Raw genomic sequence first — 17,977 nt, 5'->3', positions numbered from 1 at the left:
CTGAAAAAAGGAGTGCAAACAACATGAGTATACGAAAAGCATTGACAATCGCCGGGTCCGATTCAGGCGGAGGTGCGGGCATACAGGCTGATATTAAGACGTTTCAGGAGCTTGGCGTGTTCGGCATGTCAGCTTTGACGGCGGTAACCGCGCAAAATACGCAAGGCGTACACAGCGTTTTTCCGATGTCTCCGGGAGAGCTCGGCAAACAGATCGAAGCGGTAGCCCTTGATTTAAGGCCTGACGCGATTAAAACGGGGATGCTTTGGAGTGCGGAAATGATCGAAGAAATCGTTCAGCAGCTTGAGGAGCACGATCTCAAGGTTGTGATTGTCGATCCCGTCATGATTGCCAAAGGCGGGGCATCGCTGTTGAATGACGAAGCCGTGGAAACGCTGAAACGGCGGCTGTTGCCCCGTGCTTTTGCGGCGACGCCTAACATTCCCGAGGCAGAGGTGCTGACTGGAAGAAGGATTCAGACGATGGATGACCGCAAAAAAGCGGCTGAGGATTTGCACAAATTGGGCGTTCGTTATCCGATCATTAAAGGAGGCCACCTGCCGGAAAAGAAAACAGTGACAGACCTGCTCTTTGACGGCGAAACATTTATCGAAATCACCAATCCTTTTATCGAAACGAAGCACACTCATGGCACAGGCTGTACGTTTTCAGCCGCTTTGACGGCGCAAATTGCCAAAGGAAGCGATATTCACGAGGCTTTCGAAATCGCCGAATCATTCGTGCACATGGCGGTGGCAAACGGTCTGAATATCGGCTCCGGACACGGGCCGACGAATCATTTTGCGTATAAACAGCGCTCTATGCGGGAGGGCTGATCCCTTTGCATACTGTGCGTCAGCAAAGCGGCGGCGTCCATTCCAGGAACGCCGCCGCTTTTTTTGACTGAAAATTGTCAGCCTGACGCAAATTGTGATACTATATATTATGATCAGGTACTAATAAAATGTTAATCATTAGGAGGATTTATACATATGAATGTATCACTTGAAGGCCGTAATATAGTCGTCATGGGTGTTGCGAATAAACGAAGCATCGCTTGGGGAATCGCCCGTTCTCTTTACAATGCCGGTGCAAGGCTGATTTTTACATACGCCGGAGAGCGGCTTGAAAAATCGGTCAGGGAATTGGCTGATTCTTTGGAACGGAACGACTCAATCGTTCTGCCTTGCGATGTCACAAACGATCAGGAAATCGAAGAGTGTTTTGCCAAAATCAAAGACGAAGTCCAAGTGATTCATGGAATTGCACACTGCATCGCATTTGCGAACAAAGAAGAGCTTACAGGAGAATATTTGAACACAAACCGTGAAGGCTTCCTTCTCGCTCACAATATCAGCTCATATTCGCTGACAGCGGTCGCTAAAGCCGCGCGCGGCATTATGACCGAAGGCGGAAGCATTGTCACGCTTACGTATCTTGGGGGAGAGCGCGTCGTTTCAAATTACAACGTCATGGGCGTCGCAAAAGCTTCCCTTGATGCGAGCGTGAAATACTTGGCAAGCGATCTCGGAAAAGAAGGAATCCGCGTTAACAGCATTTCTGCGGGACCGATCCGGACGCTGTCTGCAAAAGGAATCAGCGATTTCAATTCGATCCTGAAAGAAATCGAGGAGCGAGCTCCGCTTCGCCGCACGACTACTCCGGAGGAAGTCGGCGACACAGCTTTATTCTTATTCAGCGACCTTTCCCGCGGAATGACAGGCGAGAACCTGCATGTTGATTCCGGCTACCATATTATCGCCCGATAAAAAACGTATGAAAAAGCGATCCGTTTCAAGGATTGCTTTTTCTTTTCTTCTGATTTTCCCTCCTCCGTCATATAGATATACCATGAACGGATCGGAGGGATAAAAGATGCCTAATAAGAAACACGATGCAGAGCAAAAGCCGCTCATGTATATTGTACAGCCCGATTATGCTGCGGCTGAAGCAAACATGCAGGACATCCTCATCAAAAGAAAAAAACCGCTAAAACAACGCGCTTCTGAAGATAAGGCAAAGCAAAAGGAAGAACAGCCGGAAGCGCAGAGCCAGCAGGAAAAAGAGATTCCTGAAGCGGTTCGTAACAAGGAAGCGGACAGACCGTCCAAAGGAATAAAGCCGATTAAGAAGCCGCTCAGTAAAATGACGATTATCGAAAAAATCAATTTTTTAACAAGTCTCCCGGGAAATATGCCGAAAACGCTGTGCCTTATTGAAGCAAACGGAAAAACGTACAGAGGAACGCTCATCGCAAAAAAAGGCGAGTCCGTCTTCGTCCGGACTTCAAGCAAGGGCGAGCCGGCTGAACTTGCGATCGACAGCATCACTTCGCTGCACCCGCTCGGCTTTTAATACCGACAAAAAAAGTCCCGTTTTAGGGACTTTTAGTTTGTGCGGTTGATTAATTTTGGATTTAAACATTCGATTGCACAGAAGCATTCCAGATCTACTTCAATACAGAAGTTTGTTTTTTCCAAACGGAACACATCGCATATTTTGTCTTTATCATCCGTGAAATCGAGGATGCGCCGATTTTCGTCAAAGGCGATCAACAGCCTTAGCGTCGCGCAGCCGTCATGAACGTTTTCAACTCTGAAAAAAATGGTGCTAAAGCAAGGGCCTGCTTGAAGTTCCCCAATGTTTCCAAAAGCGACGAACGGCTTTGATTTAGACGTAAATATAATAAACGGAATGGTGTCGCCGAGATTGCGCGTAGGAGAAAGCAGATTGCCGAAGCAGCTTGTCGAGCAGCCTCCTTCCTCTTCAATGGCGTTCTGCAGCTCATGAATGCTTTCAACTGCTTCCAATACGCAATTTTCGCCTGAAATGATCGTCATGTTTAAGATCCCTCCTATATCAGGAATTTTCATTTCGTTTCAAAACGGGCCGGACTCTTCTATTGGTAAAAGGAGCTGCCGAGAGCCGGCAGCTTTCGTGAAAGGGGTTTGCACCAAGCCGCTTACCGGTCATGCGGCTTTCGGTGCACTTCTTGCAATGTTTATCCGTGATTGTTTTTTTGTTCTGCTGCGCGATCTACTAGATCAGGTGACAGACACTGAATCGCGCAGAAACAAGTCAAGTCAACTTCGATGCAAAAGTCCGTTTTTTCAAGCCCGAAAAAGTCAGGATCACAAGGGTGGCAAACGCTTAACGTGTCGCCGTTTATGTCCACAGGCCTCAGGATTGAAAGAGTTGCGCAGCAATCTTTTAAACTTTCTGCCCGGAAGAAAATAGATTCAAAGCACTGCATATCATCTGAAAATCCCCCGACATTTCCAAAAGTCGAAAACAGCCCGCCCTTTTTGTCATAAATAAGGAACGGAATCGTGTCTTTTCCGGAAACAGTCGGATTCAGCAGGTTGCCGAAGCAACTTGTCGAGCATGCCGCTGTTTCTTCGACTGCTTCCTGCTCTTCAATAATCTGCTCAACCGCTTCACAAACACAATTTTCATGCCGGCCATGGTTTTTTCCGCAGCTCATGGATTTCAGCTCCTTTATATTAGGATATTTGACTTTAGTCTTTAACAAGATATGTACCCGTACCCTTGTTGGTGTGGGTAATCGTCTATAAAAATGAAGAAAAGCAGAGCGGGTTGGCTCTGCTTTTTATATTAGAGAATACCGACAATAAGCGTTGCGATGATAACTGTAAGAGTTTGAACTGCTGTGCTGACCAATGTTGCGACGTCTGTATCTTCTGTTGATACCGTAACATCGCGGGAATTGTCGATCACGAGTTTTTGACGATTCGTCTGTTTATTTGCTGTTACTTGTAATAAATCTTGTGAGACAAGCTCTGCCAATTCAAAGTCATCGATGATTGCGAGAACGACCGTCACGATCGCCGTCTGAATCGCTGTCAGCACTGATGTGACGACTTGAGTATCCTCTGTAGAGACTCTGATGTCGCAAGAATCTTTAATGATGATGGTTTCATCTGAAAGCTGCTTATTCAGGTTGAGCTGATCCAATTCCTGGTTGATGAAAGCTTCGTCTTTACCGCATTTGCAATTATAGTCATCACAAATCTGCTTCTTAGGGAATCTCGGATAATACTCGGTTCCCGGATGCTCGCATTCAGGATCAAGCGCTACCCAAGAATATGGTCTTGTTTCCATTTGTTTTCCTCCTTCCATTTACTATTATTAAATGTTTGAAGCTTCGAACTTGTATATGGCAAATACCCTACTCCAAATCCCCATTTTTTTCTTCATTTTCGCCTTTATTTTCTTGCTGTCTTCTTTGTTTCAGCTTTTCTCGCAATTTATTTTTATTTGAACGGTTTCTTTTTCGATTTGCTCGGTCTCCGGAACGCGATGAGGCATCCGGCTGGCTCTTGTTTTGATTTTTCTGCTTTTGCTGTTTAACGACGGCTTCGGACTGTGCTTTTAAGTCATCGAGCATTTTTAGAATGTTGGCTTTTTCATCCTCAGACAGCGTCCGGACATTATCTTTTGAGACCCCGTGTTTTCTAAGGATATTTGACACCAGCGTGTTCATTAACGGGTTGACTTCTGATTTTAGTTTTTCCAGATCTGACAATTTATTCTCACCTCAATTTCTAAAGAATATTAGAAAGAAAGAAGGGGTTAAAGTATGTCAAGTTCTGTTAAAAGAGCGATCAGGACGTCGGTCAAGATTTGGATAGAAACTGCGATTTCCACGGAAGAAAGGGTAATGACAATATTTTTGCTGCCAATGACTTGAATGACCGTTTTTTTCCTGTTTTGCAATTTGTGTACGACAAGAAGTTGTTCCGAGATGAGAGCGGCTGTTTCCGGATCTTCGATTGCCAGCTGCACCGCCAACACAATGATTGTAATCACAATTGCTTGCAGAGAGAGAGCGGCTGTTATGTTTGTCGTGTTTACCGTAACATGTTCTGAATCTACGATTTCAATGAGCTGTTCATAATCCTTGGAAATTTCGTCGAATGTTTCCGTATATAGCGCTTCGGCTTTTTCATGAAACGACATAACTTTCACTCCTTTCTTATCTACACTTTATTAAATGCAAATTGGTTCCATAGCGGAATGAGGAAAACATACAAATCTGCACCCAAATTTGCACAGCGGGACGCTTTGTGATTCATGTTCGCCCCGGGAATCGCATATATTGGAAATCAGACGATTTTTAAGAGGGGGAGCCCGGTGATACAAAGCTGGTTTTTATTCGTTCTATTTTCACTTGCGGTGTTTCGGCTGACGCGTCTTATCGTTTTTGACACGATCATGGCTCCATTGCGTAACCTTTTTCACGATGAGGTTGAAGAAAAAGACGAAAAAACGGGGCAGATTGAAACGTACATTGTCGTAAAAGGAAAGGGCTTTAGAGCCTGGATCGGCGAGCTGTTAAGCTGCTATTGGTGCACGGGGGTGTGGTGCACAGCGATATTGCTCATTCTGTATGCACTCGTCCCGACCGCAGCCGAATGGCTGATTCTGCTCCTTGCCATCGCAGGCTTTGCCGGGGTGCTTGAAACGCTCGTGTCGAAGTGGCTTTAGCTGATTGGGGGTTTATCACAGCAACTTATAAAAAGAGTAGTCATATAATAGGGATATACGAATGAGAAAGGAAGGAATGGACATGAGACAAGTGAAAAGGCGGCAACAAGGCCGGACAACGAGTGCTTCCAAAAACAATCAATCTTTCTCAAAAAAAGTGAAGAAAAAAGGCTGCGGATGCGGCAAAAAGAGAAGTGCCCAATAAGTTTTTCAAAAAAAGCCGGAAAAGATCCGGTTTTTTTGTTTCCGATTTTCCTCTTTTCGCATACATAATCATGAGGAGGAGAATCCTGAGTGAATATGTTTGAACAGCTGATGGAATCGATTCACCGCAAGCATGATCAATATCAGACGGAACATGATCGGATCATAAAGAAGCAGCAGAAGGAATTGAATCGTTTTGACCGCAATGCAGAACAGTTTGGAGAACAAATCGAACAGTTCTCTAAACATGCTGAAACATGGATGGAAGAGGACGGGCGGTTACCGGGAGTATTTAAATAATCCACACAAGCCCTATGCATCTATCCAAGCGAAACCTATCAACTAACATATGGTATAGGGAAGAAAAGGAGGTGCTTTTGATGGGTTTTTCTTGTGGAAGCTGCTTCGGTTTTGGAAGCTGCTATGGCGGCTATGGTTATGGCGGCTATGGAGGTTACGGCTCAACCTTTGTCTTAATCGTCGTTTTATTCATTCTTCTCATCATTGTCGGGGCTTCTTTTAGGTACTAATTTTCGAAAAGAAGAGAGTGAAGGGCGAACCGCCCGCGGCTCTCTTCTTTCAAAAGAAATGAATGGATAGGCACAGAGGGGTTCCGGAAGGCATATGATAGCGTATGACTCCACAAAAGGAGGAAGGAATATGGACAATCAATTTTTCAAAAACATTGAAAAGAAAACAGGCGTCAAAATGGCGGACGTGATGCAATTGGCAAACTCTTTGCAAAACGCCAACTTCAAGGACGAAAATACGGTCAGAGGCGTTATTAAACGCGTCGCTCAATTAGCCAATAAACGGGTTCCAAAAGAAATGGAAGATAAGATTGTCAAGTCGATTGTTAGCGGAAAAGAAAAATTGGATTTCAATACGATCTCAAAAATGATGAACAATAAAAAATAAACACCGCGCCTTCCAATCAAGGAGGGCACGGTGTTTATTTTTTATCGGGGGATTGCGGCTTTCGGCTGCTGTTTTTTCAGAATAGGCTGTAAAAACCTTGAACGGTATGCAGTTCTGCCTCTCCTGACCGATGGAACGCTGATGTACAGGTTTTCTTCAGCTCTGGTCATCGCGACATAAAGGAGCCTTCTTTCTTCTTCCAAAGCGGATTCGTCTCCTTTTCTCGCCGTTTCCAATGCGAAATCATGGGGAAGCGAGCCGTCGGCCGCTCCTAAAAGGTAGACGGTATTGAATTCAAGGCCTTTTGCGCGGTGGATTGTCAAAAGCTGAACCCCGCTTCCGTCAGGCTTATTTTTTTCAGCCGCTCTCATATGGTCAACATGCGCGAGAAACTCCGGAATCGTCTTGAATCGCTTTGCAGCTGTTTTCAAATCGCGCAGGTCATCTGAGCCTTTTTCAAGCTTGTTCCCCTCGTTGCCGCGTTTTTTCAGATATTCGGAAAAACCCATCTTTTCCTCGGCAAACGTGATCGCTTCAACAGGTTTCATCGTTTTTAAACCGTGGAAAAAGGGAACGATTTTTTTGATTTTTTCAAGCTGGAATGATTTGATGCCGGTCAATTTTACAAGCGCCTGAACCATCGTACAGTCCTCTGTGATCGAGAGCGCCTTGAGCGTATTTAAGGCGGACTGCTTTAAAAAGAGAACGGGCAAAAGCTGTTTGACCGCTTCCGGATCGTCTTCATTCTGGCTTAAGTATAAAAAGCTGAGGATCTGCCTGACGACTCTCCTGCTGTAGAATGACTGGACGCCCTGTTCCGCCGTATAGGGAATCGCTGACTGGTGAAGGCGTTCATAGATGGCGCGGCCGCCGCTGTTTGTCCGATACAGAACCGCGAAATCCTCCGGTTTTGCGCCCATCTTGATTTTCTCCTGGATGTCGGAGACGACCATGATCGCTTCCTCTTCTTCATCATATGGATAAAATAAGAGCGGTTTTTTGGCATCGTCCTTTACGGCTTCCAACCTTTTGGGCCGGCGTTGTTTGTTTCTTTCGACGACTGCCTCGGCGCTTGCGACAATCGGGTGGCTCGACCTGTAGTTCGTCGTCAGGTGAACCGTTTTAGCATCCGTAAAATCCTTTTCAAAATCAAGAATAAAAGACGGACTGCTGCCCCTGAACGCATAAATCGACTGATCATCATCACCGACGCAGGTGATGTTGTTCTCCGGGCTGGCAAGCAGCTTGATGATCTCGTACTGGACAGGATTGATATCCTGAAACTCATCGATTAAAATCGCGTGAAACCGCGCTTGATACATTTGCAGCACATCAGGCCGGTCCTTGAACAGCTCATAGCATGCTGATGCCATATCGTCAAAATCGAATTGGCTGCGGGATTTCTTTTGCTGCTCATAATGCAGGTACAGCCGGTGCACGCGCTTTTCCCATTCGTCCTCAAGCGGGATGCGCTCTCCGGGCAGATAGGCGTTTTTCCAGTAGCCGATCTGCTGAAGCGCCTGGTCGATTGGAAAATCCTTTTCATCAAGACCTTCTTCGGCAAGCGCCATTTTGAGGTACTGCTCTTTTTGCCAGTCCCATTTCAGCAGGTGTTCCCCGTTCCATTTCGCCGGGTCGTGATGATAAAGAATTTTATAAAAAAGGCTGTGGAATGTCCCCGTTACCAGGCGGCTTACGGTCTGCCGCGCCAAGCCGTATTGCGAGGCCATCCGCTCCTTCATTTCCTTCACCGCTTTTGTGGTAAACGTAACGAGCAGGATAGCTGACGGCGGTACGTCGAAATGTGACATCATATAAGCGGCCCTTGCCGTTAATACGCGTGTCTTCCCGCTTCCTGCGCCGGCCAGCACGAGAAGGGGACCTTCTTGTGCGGAAACGGCCTCAGACTGTTTTTCATTTAAAGGGACATTCTGAAAAATCGGCTCAGGTTCCGTTTCCGTTTGCGGAGAAAAGCGTTTGTGAACTGCCGCTTCCCGCGGAGGCATCCAGGCATCAGCCGTTTCCCGTACTTTACCGGCAATCGATTTTCCTTTCGGCAGGCGAAACACGCCGCTTTCCGTGTAGTCCGTTTCTTGTTTCGGCTGCCCATCTCCGCACGCCGCTTCGCATTTGGAAAAGTCTCCGCTGTCCCTGTGAAAAAAATGCGGTTCTTCATGAATCGTCAATTTCAAGCGCAGCGGCAGACCGCAATTTTTACATGTGATCTGATCTTTTTTTGCCTCTTCAAAAAGGAATTGAAGGTGTTCTCTCGAATATGTATGTATATGAATGTCTTTGTTATTCAATCGGGCGCATTTCAAAAAGAAGTCCCTCCGGTAATAGGTAGTTGTCTTCTTGTGAGACAACGTCTATCATATCAAATGAAAACCATTTAAAACAGTAGATTTTTGGGAATCGGAGCGCAGGGAGGAGATAAGATGGGTTATCTGCCGCCGGTTTATCATGATCAGTATACACAGTACGCCAACCGCAGCGTCAGCCGGAAAGCCGATTATGCATCTATTCAAAAAACGGCTCGGGTGCCGAGCGAGAGGGCTTACCGCGAAGTGGAAAAAAGAGTCGAAAACGAGGCCTCTGCAGAAAGAAGCATGCAGGAAAAGAAACGGAAAAAAGGGTTGAACCGCCGAATCGCAGACAAGAAAAAGAGGGGCCGTTATGTAAATGAATCGGTTTAATGTATGTTCGATTTAAAGCTGAAAACCCCGGCCGCCGCCGGGGTTTTCATTATTTTTTACGCAGCTTTTTGAATCCGAAATATAAAATGATTAATGCTGCTGCGCCAAACATGATCGGAGTCGTATACGTTTTGGCCACATTTTCGACATGATCCCAACGGCTTCCAAGCTGTATCCCGAGATAAACAAATAAAATCGACCACGGGATGATCGCGATTACGGTCAAGCCGACGAATTTCAAAAGCGGCATTTTGGCGATGCCCGCCGGAATGGAGATGGCATGGCGGACCACCGGGATAAAGCGGGCAGAAAACACAACTCCGGCTCCGTATTTCTCGAACCATTTTTCCGCCGTTTCGATATGATGTTTTTGGATCAATAAGTATTTTCCGTATTTATATAAAAACGGACGTCCGCCGTAATAACCGATCCAGTACAGAAACATCTGGGCGATCGTTCCGCCGATGACGCCTGCGATGATGGCTCCGGTAAATGTGATGGAGCCGTTTGATACCATATACCCCCCGTATGCCAGCACGATTTCGCTCGGGATGATTTCAATCATTAAACCAATCGCTATCCCGAGGTAGCCGAGATCGGTCAGCCACATTAAAATGTCGTTCACTATGCTTCCCATTTTCGTTTTTTCACCCTGCCTTTACGATTCATCAGCCGAACTTTTGAAATAACGGCAGGGACTCCTGCCGTTTGCGACGGGAAACAAGCGAATGTCAAAACCCGCTTGGATGCGTCGTATGCCACGCCCACGCGCTTTGAATAATGGTTTGTAAATCGCTGTATTTCGGCTTCCATCCGGTATGCTCCTGAAGCGCCCGGCTGTCCGCCACAAGCACCGGCGGATCGCCCGCTCTGCGCTTGTCCGTTTGCTTTGGTATGTTTCGTTCCGTGATCGTTTCAGATGTTTCAATCATTTCTTTCACGGAATGTCCGGCCCCTGTCCCTACATTATAAACATTTTGCACCAGTCTGTCTTCATACAGGGCACCTAATGCCGACAAATGAGCCGCGGCCAGATCGAGAACGTGTATATAATCCCTGATGCATGTTCCGTCAGGCGTCGGATAATCGTCTCCAAAGATTGAGATTTTTTCCCTATGGCCCAATGCCGTCTGCAGGATGAGAGGAATGAGGTGGCTTTCTGGATCGTGGTCTTCGCCGATGAATCCGTCCAGAGCTGCACCGGCCGCATTGAAATAGCGGAGAGCCGCCCACTTGACATTATGCCTTTTTTCGACCCAGTGCAAATATTTTTCGATCATCAGCTTCGATTCGCCGTAAGGGTTAACCGGTTCAAGCGGGGCGGTTTCCCGAATCGGCTTGTCCCCTGTGATGCCGTAGACGGCTGCTGTCGATGAAAACACGATGTGTTTAACGCCTTCCTGTATGATCGTTTCAAAGAATGAACAAGATTTGATCGTGTTTTCCCTGAAGTAGAGTTCGGGTTTCTCGATCGATTCAGATACGAGGCTTTTCGCCGCAAAATGGATAACGGCATCGATGTTGTGCTTTCGGATGATCGATTTGACCAGGCCGCAGTCGCTGATATCGCCCTCGTAAAAGTGAGGAGTATGGACGGCTTCCCGATGCCCCGTGGACAGGTTATCGAGGACGACAGCCGTGATGTTGCGATTTTTCAATTCAAGGACGGTATGGCTTCCGATATATCCGGCTCCTCCGGTCACGAGCACTGATTTCATTGTAAAGCTCCTTTCTGCGTTTCTTTCATAAGGACATTCTCGAGATAAGTTAACAGTTTTGGCCGCAGTTCGTTTTGCATGAGCCCGATTTCCATGCTTGCTTTAAAACATCCGAGTTTGTCGCCGATATCGAATCTGCTGCCTTCCAATTGACGGGCATAAATGCTCCGCTCCCGGCAAATCGTCCTTAATGCGTCTGTCAGCTGTATTTCATTTCCCGCGCCTTTTGGGGTCCGCTCAAGGACCCGGAAGATGGAAGGCTCCAAAACATAGCGGCCCATGACGGCGATATTCGAAGGCGCCTGCCGGACATCCGGTTTTTCCACCAAATCTTCAATGTCATATACTTTATTTTTTTGGGTGGATGTCTGAATGATCCCGTATTTCGAGACATCGGCCGCGTCGACAGTCTGAACGCCGATGACAGTTGTTTTGTATTCCTGATAGACGTCGATCAGCTGCTGCAATGCCGGTTTTTCCGATACCATGATGTCGTCGCCGAGCAGGACGGCAAACGGCTCATCACCGATGAAATGCCGTGCCGACAGCACCGCGTGTCCGAGTCCGAGGGGCTCTTTTTGACGGATATAATGGATGTTGGCCATATCGGCAATCGTCTGAATTTCTTTCAGCAGCTCGTGTTTTCCTTTGCTTTGCAGATTTTGTTCAAGCTCGACAGACCGGTCAAAATGGTCTTCGATCGAGCGTTTGTTTCTCCCTGTGATAATCAAAATATCCTTTATGCCGGACTGGACGGCTTCCTCCACGATGTATTGAATGGCCGGTTTATCGACGATCGGCAGCATTTCCTTAGGCTGCGCTTTTGTCGCCGGCAAAAATCTTGTTCCTAATCCAGCAGCGGGAATGACGGCTTTTTTTATTTTCATCATTATTCACTCCTATACATTTGTATTCTTATGAATCTATTTCCGGCTCCTGAAACACCCAAAGGCGGTTCCCGATAAAATTGATCACCATTCCTCCGACCGTTGCAGTCACTTTGCTGGAAACGAGGGACAGGCCCGCTTTTTGAAGGCCGTACAGCAGCAGAAAGGTGATTCCTGAAGCTGCCAGGTTGATGATGAGGAAGCGGATGATCTCCTGCCCGCGGACTTTTTCTTTTACCCGAAATGTCCACGTCCGATTCCAGATATAGCTGTTTAAGATGCCGGCCGTATATGAACAAACCTGTGCAATCAGGTAGGGGACGTTCAGCGCCGTAAGCAGGAAAAATACTCCGAAATCAATGAGCGTGTTTCCGATTCCGACGGTGCCGAAGCGCAGCAATGTAATGAGTTTCTTTTTCATAACGGCATTCGATGTTTACCTCCCAACCGAAGAAACGGGCTGTTTTCGGCCGTTTCTAAAACTTACAAATAACCTTACATGATAATGTTGAATAAACGTGAAACAAAAGATGAACAAACTATGAAAAATGGGGAGAGGGGAAAAGAAAAACCGCTCCATCTCGGATGGAACGGTTCTGTAATACAGCGCACCCGGCGCCTACAGATGCTGGCCTTTAACCATTTTGACGTGCGGTATATTCGCGTCTAAAAATTCTTCGGAAACGACACGGTAGCCGTGTTTTTCGTAAAAAGGGACGGCCTGTGTCTGAGCGTTCAGCATATATTGGGAGGCTCCCAGTTTTTTTGCTTCGTTTTCGAGCGCCTCCATGATCAGGTTGCCGACGCCCAAAGAGCGGTAGTTTTGCAAGACGCAGATTCTCTCAAGCTTTCCATAGCCGTCAACGATGCGAAGGCGGCCGGCACCGACCGGTTCTTTTCCGTCATAGATGACGAGATGTGAAGATTCCTGATCAAGATGATCCATTTCTTCTTCAGGTGATACGTTTTGTTCTTTGATAAACACTTCCGTTCTAACGAAAAAAGCGTCTTTTAGCTGCTGATCATTCTTGACGATGACGGGTTCCACTTGTATTCTTCACACTCCTAAAATAAATGTTTCATAGACGGTCCAAGAGCCGTTATCCAACTGATAAAGCAGGTGAAAGCGGTCGATGACTTCTTCGTGGGTCGCGTCTTGCATTTTCAGCGTTCCAAGCACATCGGAGTGCTCATCATCGGAAAGGTTTTGGGCAATCGTCACATGGGGAACAAACGCATACTCCGGTTTGCCTTCCAAAACGCCGCTGTACATTTTTTCGTGCAGCTCGGTTAATTCCCGTGTCGGTTCCGCTTTCATATAAATTACGTTATTAACCGGGGCAAAAGAGCTGAACTTTGTAATCTTCAGTGTGACCGGCGCCATCTCTTTTGAAAGCTCCCTCAGGTGTGCAACGACTTTGCCGATGTCTTCTTCGGACGATTCAAATGGCGCTCTTAATGTGAGATGAGGCGGGATTAAGGCGTAATTCGGATCATAGCGTTTCCGGTAGGAATTTGCAATGTCCTGAAGTTTTTTTGATGGAAATAACACAATACCGTATTTCATTTTGTTCCCTCCTTAGACAATTTGTATGGTCTTAGTATAACAAAGAAAGGCTTTTATTCGGAGAGCTAGAGCATTTTTTTTAAAGCGGGCGTGATTAACGGCTGCCAGTATGTCCATTTATGGTCTCCGTCGAATGTTTCAAAGTGATAGTTCGTGTTCTTTTTTTGAAGCAGTTCTTTCAGCTGTTCATTAGGAGCTGTGAAATCGAGTATCTGGTCGTCTGTCGTTTTGACCGCGGTTTCTTTTGTGCCGATTTGATGATAGATCGAAATGAGCTGCAGGGAATCGGCATCCGCAACTTTTTCGAGCACATGACTGTCGACGTAAGGTGACTGCATGATGACGTTTCCAAACATATTCGGATACTCGAGAGCTGTCATGAGGGAGACCGTCGCCCCGAGGGAATCGCCGATCAGCGTCCTGCCCGATCCGACTTGATATGTCGGATACTCGCGGTCTGTGAAAGGAACCAGTTCATGGGCCAAAAAGCGTTTATAAGCTTCAAATTTCGTTCCCTCCGGATGGTATGTACGCCTTCTTTCCTGCACGTTTTTGTAAGGGACGCCGATCACGATGCACCGTTCGATTTCGCCGTTTTTTATCAGCTCTTCGATCTGCCGGCTGATGCGCCCCAGGCGGAAATAGTCGTGACCATCCTGTGCGATGATAACGTGATATTTGTAGAGCGGGGAATAGCTGGCTGGCAAATAAACCAAAAGCTCCATTTCTTCGCCAAGCTCTTCCGAAAAAAGCGTTTTTTCCTGAATGACTCCTGTTTTTATGGCCAAGATGAACTCCTCCAGAAAGTAGGTTGTTAACGTTTCCATACATTGTATCACGAATGGCGCGAAAATTCTCTTTTTAAGTGTCATTTTCAGCGGGTTCCATAGTTTCAGCTATTCTTCTCATAGCAGGGGGCGGAAGGTCTTTCCGCAGGATAGCCGTATTGTTCACGGTATCTTTTTCTGTCAGCAGTGAAGGTCCCACCAGTTTTTGTCGCTGCCACGATGATTGGCGTGATGGACGATGCATCGCAAGGAATCCTCTACACAAGGGTCTTCCCAGCAGCCTTTAAGTTCTTCCAAACGGTTTAGCAAATCAGCGCCTGTTTCATTCTTTATGTCATCAAGAGAATAAAAGCCGAGATCAACGGCACATTGGGCCATCTTCGGCCCAATTGAAGGAACCGTTTGAAACTGGGCGAGCGCTTTTATGTATTCCGCCCGATCTAGAGGGGAGCCGAGCGTCTTGGCAAGGTCTGCAATCTCCATCTCTGCCGTATCTTTTAATTTTATCTTGGCTGCCCTTAAGTTGGCCCGTTCATGATTTGTCAAAGGGAGTTTTATATATTCACCTCTTTTACATTCCTAACACGGATATAAACTGAGTTGAATCGCTTTTTTCCTCTATCCACGTTTGAAATTCGGAGATCATTGAGATCAGCTGTTTGATGTTTGCTTGATGGTTTTCCAAAAACTCTTCCTCCGAGTAAACGAACGGAAACCCTAAAACATCTTTCAATGAATGCGGGTCGGGATCATTGATTAAATTTTGCTTCATTACTTCCAATTCCTTCATAATCAACTTCCAAGTATCTGTATCCATTTCATTGAAAGCAAAATAATCGAATGGTTTATAGCACTTTTCAAAGGCTGGCATCATATAGCCGAAGTTGTCTCCTGTAAAGTAAATCGAAGACGTGTTCCAACACTTGCCCCGGTATTTATCCGGAAGAATCTCTATGTAACAAGAGCCTTCGAGGGCATCCGTACCATAAATGATTTCTATCATTTTATCACCTCTTTATTTAAATGTATCATAAGCTAAGCTGTATCTTGTACTTAAACTTATGGGGAAAGGGACGCCAAAACTGCCTGCATAAAGATTGAAAAAAGACTCTTGAAAATTCTCCTGAATTGGGGTAAAGTAAAGAACAATCAGAAAATTAAACACTTTCTTATCACGAGAGGTGGAGGGACTGGCCCTTTGAAACCTCAGCAACCTGTTGCACTTGACGATGTCAGTGCACCAAGGTGCTAAATCCAGCAAGCGTTATGCTTGGAAGATAAGAAGAAGCGAATAATACCCCTTCTTCTTATGAAGAAGGGGTTTTTACTTTTTAAAGGATGGTGTCATATGACTGAACATGTACAAACAACACTGGCGCAAATCGGAAACCGCAGTGATGAAATAACAGGAACCGTCAATCCCCCGGTTTATTTCTCCTCCGCTTACAGGCACAGAGGAATCGGAGAATCCACGGGGTTTGACTATATTCGTACAAAAAATCCGACAAGACAGCTTGTCGAAGACGCGATCGCAAAGCTTGAGGGAGGGACGCGCGGCTTTGCGTTCAGCTCCGGCATGGCCGCCATTCAAACGATTATGGCGCTGTTTCAAAGCGGAGACGAACTGATCGTTTCCTCGGATTTGTACGGAGGGACATACCGCCTGTTTGAAAACGAATGGAAAAAATACGGGCTGCGCTTTTTGTACGACGATTTTTCAGACGAAGACTGTATCAAGTCAAAAATTACGGAAAACACAAAGGCCCTTTTTGTAGAAACTCCGACAAATCCGTTAATGAAGGAAACCGATATCAAAAAAGTCGCGAAAATCGCCAAGGAGCACGACTTGCTGCTGATTGTCGACAATACGTTTTACACTCCGGTATTGCAGCGGCCGATTGAACTTGGCGCCGATCTTGTCATTCACAGTGCAACAAAGTACCTCGGCGGACACAACGACCTATTGGCAGGGCTCGTTGTCGCGAAAGGAGAAGAGCTGTCAGAGGAAATGTTTCAGCATCAAAACGCGATCGGCGCGGTTTTGTCCCCGTTTGATTCGTGGCTCTTGATGAGAGGGATGAAAACGCTCGCCCTCAGAATGAAGCAGCACGAGGAAAACGCCCGGGAGCTCGCCTCATTTTTAGAGGAGCAGGAAGAAGTTGCAGACGTTCTTTACCCGGGAAGGGGCGGCATGCTGTCATTCCGCGTTCAAAAGGAAGAATGGGTCAACCCGTTTTTGAAAAGCTTGCAAACGATTTGCTTTGCCGAAAGCCTCGGCGGGGTGGAAAGCTTTATCACGTATCCGGCGACGCAGACCCATATGGATATCCCTGAGGACATCCGGATCGCCGGCGGCGTCTGCAACAGGCTGCTGCGCTTTTCCGTCGGAATCGAACACGTATCCGACTTGAAGCATGACCTGAAGCAGGCATTGCAAAAAGTAAAAGAGGAGGCAGTGCAGGCATGACGAAGGGTAACTGGACGCTCGAAACAAAACTCGTACACAACCAGGCGAAAACGGATGCGGCGACCGGAGCAGTCAGCGTGCCGATCCAGCATGCATCGACCTTTCACCAGGCGTCTTTTAACCAGTTTGGCGAATACGATTACAGCCGTTCCGGAACCCCGACGAGAAAAGCGCTTGAAGACGCGATCGCAGAGCTTGAAGGCGGGACGCGCGGCTTTGCTTTTTCTTCGGGAATGGCCGCCATCTCTACCGCCTTTTTGCTTTTGTCAAAAGGGGATCACGTTCTTGTCACAAAAGATGTGTACGGGGGCACATACCGGATGATTACAGAGGTGCTGAGCCGCTTCGGCATTGAGCATACATTCGTCGATATGACCGATCTGAATGAAATTGCCTTAAACATCAAGGAAAACACAAAAGTCATCTACCTTGAAACACCTTCAAATCCGACGCTCGGGATTACGGATATCAGAGGCGTCGTCAAGCTTGCAAAAGCGCACGGCTGCCTGACATTCCTTGACAACACGTTCATGACCCCGGCGCTTCAGCGGCCGCTTGAGCTTGGGGTTGATGTCGTGCTGCACAGCGCGACAAAATTTTTAAGCGGGCACAGCGACGTCTTATCAGGGCTTGCCGTCGTCAAGGACAAAAAACTCGGCGAAGCGCTTTATAAACTGCAAAATTCGTTCGGAGCTGTTCTCGGCGTCCAGGACTGCTGGCTCGTGCTCAGGGGATTAAAAACGCTCCAGGTCCGCCTTGAAAAAGCAAGCAGAACGGCCCGGCAGCTCGCCGAATTTTTTGAAAAACATCCGGCTGTCAAGCGGGTGTATTATCCAGGACTTTCTTCACATCCGGGCGCCTGTGTGCATAAGCACCAGTCAAACGGCGCCGGGGCGGTGCTCTCATTTGAACTCGAGAATGCCGCAGCCGTCAAAACGCTCGTCGAACATGTCACGCTCCCGGTCTTCGCCGTCAGCTTAGGCGCAGTCGAGTCGATTCTTTCATATCCGGCGAAAATGTCGCATGCCGCAATGCCGAAAGAAGAGCGGGAAAAACGGGGGATTACCGACGGTCTTTTAAGGCTCAGCGTCGGCGTGGAACATGCAGACGACTTACAGGCGGATTTTGCCCACGCCTTGCAAGCCGCATCAGGCACGCTCGCCCATTCGTCATAGCTTTACAGAAAGCCGGGGAAAAACCCCGGCTTCTTTGCCGTTTTCAGAG

General features: G+C 47.0%; 25 protein-coding genes and 1 riboswitch. Of the genes, 10 read left to right on the top strand and 15 right to left on the bottom strand.

The window, feature by feature from the left end; genetic code table 11:
• The first annotated feature begins 23 nt into the window (after window positions 1–23).
• The 3 genes from thiD (at window position 24) to MHB78_RS17255 (ending at window position 2,355) form a co-directional block, all read left to right on the top strand.
• Window positions 24–836, top strand: coding sequence for a bifunctional hydroxymethylpyrimidine kinase/phosphomethylpyrimidine kinase (thiD, locus tag MHB78_RS17265; RefSeq protein ID WP_046131191.1), 813 nt, complete (start codon window positions 24–26; stop codon window positions 834–836).
• A gap of 156 nt (window positions 837–992) precedes the next feature.
• Window positions 993–1,769: an enoyl-ACP reductase FabI gene (gene fabI, locus MHB78_RS17260; protein WP_046131190.1), complete on the top strand. Its 777-nt coding sequence runs from the start codon at window positions 993–995 to the stop codon at window positions 1,767–1,769.
• Between the two features lie 106 nt (window positions 1,770–1,875).
• On the top strand, window positions 1,876–2,355 hold the full coding sequence (locus MHB78_RS17255) for a CotO family spore coat protein (RefSeq protein WP_046131189.1): 480 nt from the start codon (window positions 1,876–1,878) through the stop codon (window positions 2,353–2,355).
• Between the two features lie 32 nt (window positions 2,356–2,387).
• On the opposite strand, the gene MHB78_RS17250 is transcribed toward MHB78_RS17255, so the two are convergent.
• From MHB78_RS17250 to MHB78_RS17230, 5 genes are all read right to left on the bottom strand, one after another.
• The gene (locus MHB78_RS17250) at window positions 2,388–2,840 is read right to left on the bottom strand and encodes a CotY/CotZ family spore coat protein (RefSeq protein WP_046131188.1); all 453 of its coding nucleotides are present in this window, start codon (window positions 2,838–2,840) and stop codon (window positions 2,388–2,390) included.
• A 161-nt stretch (window positions 2,841–3,001) separates the two neighbouring features.
• Complete coding sequence (locus tag MHB78_RS17245) at window positions 3,002–3,484, bottom strand: CotY/CotZ family spore coat protein (protein ID WP_046131187.1); 483 nt, start codon at window positions 3,482–3,484, stop codon at window positions 3,002–3,004.
• Between the two features lie 131 nt (window positions 3,485–3,615).
• A complete protein-coding gene (locus MHB78_RS17240) occupies window positions 3,616–4,122 on the bottom strand; it encodes a spore coat protein (protein WP_046131186.1) in 507 nt (168 codons plus the stop codon).
• A 67-nt stretch (window positions 4,123–4,189) separates the two neighbouring features.
• Window positions 4,190–4,546 carry a hypothetical protein gene (locus tag MHB78_RS17235; RefSeq protein WP_046131185.1) on the bottom strand — a complete coding sequence of 119 codons (357 nt, stop codon included), beginning with the start codon at window positions 4,544–4,546 and terminating at the stop codon, window positions 4,190–4,192.
• Window positions 4,547–4,593: 47 nt separating this feature from the next.
• Entirely contained in the window at window positions 4,594–4,980 is a 387-nt protein-coding gene (locus MHB78_RS17230; RefSeq protein ID WP_046131184.1) for a spore coat protein, read from the bottom strand.
• Window positions 4,981–5,154: 174 nt separating this feature from the next.
• On the opposite strand from MHB78_RS17230, the gene MHB78_RS17225 reads away from it, so the two are divergent.
• The 4 genes from MHB78_RS17225 to MHB78_RS17210 all read left to right on the top strand — a co-directional run bounded on the left by MHB78_RS17225 (window position 5,155) and on the right by MHB78_RS17210 (window position 6,630).
• Window positions 5,155–5,508 carry a DUF1360 domain-containing protein gene (locus tag MHB78_RS17225; protein WP_046131183.1) on the top strand — a complete coding sequence of 118 codons (354 nt, stop codon included), beginning with the start codon at window positions 5,155–5,157 and terminating at the stop codon, window positions 5,506–5,508.
• A gap of 300 nt (window positions 5,509–5,808) precedes the next feature.
• On the top strand, window positions 5,809–6,012 hold the full coding sequence (locus tag MHB78_RS17220) for a hypothetical protein (protein ID WP_231947479.1): 204 nt from the start codon (window positions 5,809–5,811) through the stop codon (window positions 6,010–6,012).
• An 80-nt stretch (window positions 6,013–6,092) separates the two neighbouring features.
• Window positions 6,093–6,242 (top strand): YjcZ family sporulation protein, encoded by a 150-nt coding sequence (locus tag MHB78_RS17215; protein WP_052948531.1) that lies wholly within the window; start codon window positions 6,093–6,095, stop codon window positions 6,240–6,242.
• 130 nt (window positions 6,243–6,372) lie between these two features.
• Entirely contained in the window at window positions 6,373–6,630 is a 258-nt protein-coding gene (locus MHB78_RS17210; protein ID WP_046131181.1) for a stage VI sporulation protein F, read from the top strand.
• Between the two features lie 41 nt (window positions 6,631–6,671).
• Here MHB78_RS17210 and MHB78_RS17205 read toward each other — a convergent pair whose 3' ends face one another.
• Complete coding sequence (locus MHB78_RS17205) at window positions 6,672–8,951, bottom strand: ATP-dependent helicase (protein ID WP_046131180.1); 2,280 nt, start codon at window positions 8,949–8,951, stop codon at window positions 6,672–6,674.
• A gap of 117 nt (window positions 8,952–9,068) precedes the next feature.
• Between MHB78_RS17205 and MHB78_RS17200 the strand changes: the two genes are divergently transcribed.
• Complete coding sequence (locus MHB78_RS17200) at window positions 9,069–9,326, top strand: hypothetical protein (protein ID WP_046131179.1); 258 nt, start codon at window positions 9,069–9,071, stop codon at window positions 9,324–9,326.
• A gap of 49 nt (window positions 9,327–9,375) precedes the next feature.
• Here MHB78_RS17200 and MHB78_RS17195 read toward each other — a convergent pair whose 3' ends face one another.
• From MHB78_RS17195 to MHB78_RS17155, 9 genes are all read right to left on the bottom strand, one after another.
• A complete protein-coding gene (locus MHB78_RS17195; RefSeq protein WP_046131178.1) occupies window positions 9,376–9,963 on the bottom strand; it encodes a DedA family protein in 588 nt (195 codons plus the stop codon).
• Window positions 9,964–10,057: 94 nt separating this feature from the next.
• Window positions 10,058–11,044, bottom strand: coding sequence for a UDP-glucose 4-epimerase GalE (galE, locus tag MHB78_RS17190; protein WP_046131177.1), 987 nt, complete (start codon window positions 11,042–11,044; stop codon window positions 10,058–10,060).
• Window positions 11,041–11,937, bottom strand: coding sequence for a UTP--glucose-1-phosphate uridylyltransferase GalU (galU, locus tag MHB78_RS17185; RefSeq protein WP_173427498.1), 897 nt, complete (start codon window positions 11,935–11,937; stop codon window positions 11,041–11,043). The genes galE and galU overlap by 4 nt, the downstream gene beginning before the upstream one ends.
• A 22-nt stretch (window positions 11,938–11,959) precedes the next feature.
• Complete coding sequence (locus MHB78_RS17180; RefSeq protein WP_046131175.1) at window positions 11,960–12,352, bottom strand: GtrA family protein; 393 nt, start codon at window positions 12,350–12,352, stop codon at window positions 11,960–11,962.
• A gap of 198 nt (window positions 12,353–12,550) precedes the next feature.
• Window positions 12,551–12,979 (bottom strand): GNAT family N-acetyltransferase, encoded by a 429-nt coding sequence (locus MHB78_RS17175; RefSeq protein ID WP_046131174.1) that lies wholly within the window; start codon window positions 12,977–12,979, stop codon window positions 12,551–12,553.
• 9 nt (window positions 12,980–12,988) lie between these two features.
• Window positions 12,989–13,498 carry a YjcG family protein gene (locus MHB78_RS17170; protein ID WP_046131173.1) on the bottom strand — a complete coding sequence of 170 codons (510 nt, stop codon included), beginning with the start codon at window positions 13,496–13,498 and terminating at the stop codon, window positions 12,989–12,991.
• Between the two features lie 65 nt (window positions 13,499–13,563).
• A complete protein-coding gene (locus tag MHB78_RS17165; protein ID WP_046131172.1) occupies window positions 13,564–14,286 on the bottom strand; it encodes an esterase family protein in 723 nt (240 codons plus the stop codon).
• A 180-nt stretch (window positions 14,287–14,466) separates the two neighbouring features.
• Complete coding sequence (locus MHB78_RS17160) at window positions 14,467–14,769, bottom strand: helix-hairpin-helix domain-containing protein (protein WP_315956865.1); 303 nt, start codon at window positions 14,767–14,769, stop codon at window positions 14,467–14,469.
• Between the two features lie 88 nt (window positions 14,770–14,857).
• Window positions 14,858–15,289, bottom strand: coding sequence for a hypothetical protein (locus MHB78_RS17155; RefSeq protein ID WP_046131171.1), 432 nt, complete (start codon window positions 15,287–15,289; stop codon window positions 14,858–14,860).
• Window positions 15,290–15,452: 163 nt separating this feature from the next.
• Window positions 15,453–15,570, top strand: a riboswitch (SAM riboswitch).
• Between the two features lie 64 nt (window positions 15,571–15,634).
• Between MHB78_RS17155 and MHB78_RS17150 the strand changes: the two genes are divergently transcribed.
• Both MHB78_RS17150 and metC read left to right on the top strand, forming a co-directional pair.
• Complete coding sequence (locus MHB78_RS17150) at window positions 15,635–16,753, top strand: methionine biosynthesis PLP-dependent protein (RefSeq protein WP_046131170.1); 1,119 nt, start codon at window positions 15,635–15,637, stop codon at window positions 16,751–16,753.
• Window positions 16,750–17,928: a cystathionine beta-lyase gene (gene metC, locus MHB78_RS17145; RefSeq protein WP_046131169.1), complete on the top strand. Its 1,179-nt coding sequence runs from the start codon at window positions 16,750–16,752 to the stop codon at window positions 17,926–17,928. Before MHB78_RS17150 ends, metC begins: the two co-directional genes overlap by 4 nt.
• Window positions 17,929–17,977: the final 49 nt, after the last annotated feature.

Source organism: Bacillus sp. FSL K6-0138, from assembly GCF_037982765.1.
GTDB classification, from domain to species: domain Bacteria; phylum Bacillota; class Bacilli; order Bacillales; family Bacillaceae; genus Bacillus; species Bacillus glycinifermentans.
The sequence above is the reverse complement of the archived record's forward strand: the minus strand, read 5'-3'. Positions and strand labels throughout refer to the sequence as shown.

Coding starts and splice junctions, on each gene's coding strand:
- MHB78_RS17255 (WP_046131189.1), top strand. CDS start 1,876: ATGCCTAATAAGAAACACGATGCAGAGCAAAAGCCGCTCATGTATATT.
- metC (WP_046131169.1), top strand. CDS start 16,750: ATGACGAAGGGTAACTGGACGCTCGAAACAAAACTCGTACACAACCAG.
- MHB78_RS17160 (WP_315956865.1), bottom strand. CDS start 14,769: ATGGAGATTGCAGACCTTGCCAAGACGCTCGGCTCCCCTCTAGATCGG.
- MHB78_RS17230 (WP_046131184.1), bottom strand. CDS start 4,980: ATGTCGTTTCATGAAAAAGCCGAAGCGCTATATACGGAAACATTCGAC.
- MHB78_RS17220 (WP_231947479.1), top strand. CDS start 5,809: ATGTTTGAACAGCTGATGGAATCGATTCACCGCAAGCATGATCAATAT.
- MHB78_RS17240 (WP_046131186.1), bottom strand. CDS start 4,122: ATGGAAACAAGACCATATTCTTGGGTAGCGCTTGATCCTGAATGCGAG.
- MHB78_RS17250 (WP_046131188.1), bottom strand. CDS start 2,840: ATGACGATCATTTCAGGCGAAAATTGCGTATTGGAAGCAGTTGAAAGC.
- fabI (WP_046131190.1), top strand. CDS start 993: ATGAATGTATCACTTGAAGGCCGTAATATAGTCGTCATGGGTGTTGCG.
- MHB78_RS17170 (WP_046131173.1), bottom strand. CDS start 13,498: ATGAAATACGGTATTGTGTTATTTCCATCAAAAAAACTTCAGGACATT.
- MHB78_RS17245 (WP_046131187.1), bottom strand. CDS start 3,484: ATGAGCTGCGGAAAAAACCATGGCCGGCATGAAAATTGTGTTTGTGAA.
- MHB78_RS17180 (WP_046131175.1), bottom strand. CDS start 12,352: ATGAAAAAGAAACTCATTACATTGCTGCGCTTCGGCACCGTCGGAATC.
- MHB78_RS17155 (WP_046131171.1), bottom strand. CDS start 15,289: ATGATAGAAATCATTTATGGTACGGATGCCCTCGAAGGCTCTTGTTAC.
- thiD (WP_046131191.1), top strand. CDS start 24: ATGAGTATACGAAAAGCATTGACAATCGCCGGGTCCGATTCAGGCGGA.
- MHB78_RS17195 (WP_046131178.1), bottom strand. CDS start 9,963: ATGGGAAGCATAGTGAACGACATTTTAATGTGGCTGACCGATCTCGGC.
- MHB78_RS17150 (WP_046131170.1), top strand. CDS start 15,635: ATGACTGAACATGTACAAACAACACTGGCGCAAATCGGAAACCGCAGT.
- galE (WP_046131177.1), bottom strand. CDS start 11,044: ATGAAATCAGTGCTCGTGACCGGAGGAGCCGGATATATCGGAAGCCAT.
- MHB78_RS17210 (WP_046131181.1), top strand. CDS start 6,373: ATGGACAATCAATTTTTCAAAAACATTGAAAAGAAAACAGGCGTCAAA.
- MHB78_RS17215 (WP_052948531.1), top strand. CDS start 6,093: ATGGGTTTTTCTTGTGGAAGCTGCTTCGGTTTTGGAAGCTGCTATGGC.
- MHB78_RS17200 (WP_046131179.1), top strand. CDS start 9,069: ATGGGTTATCTGCCGCCGGTTTATCATGATCAGTATACACAGTACGCC.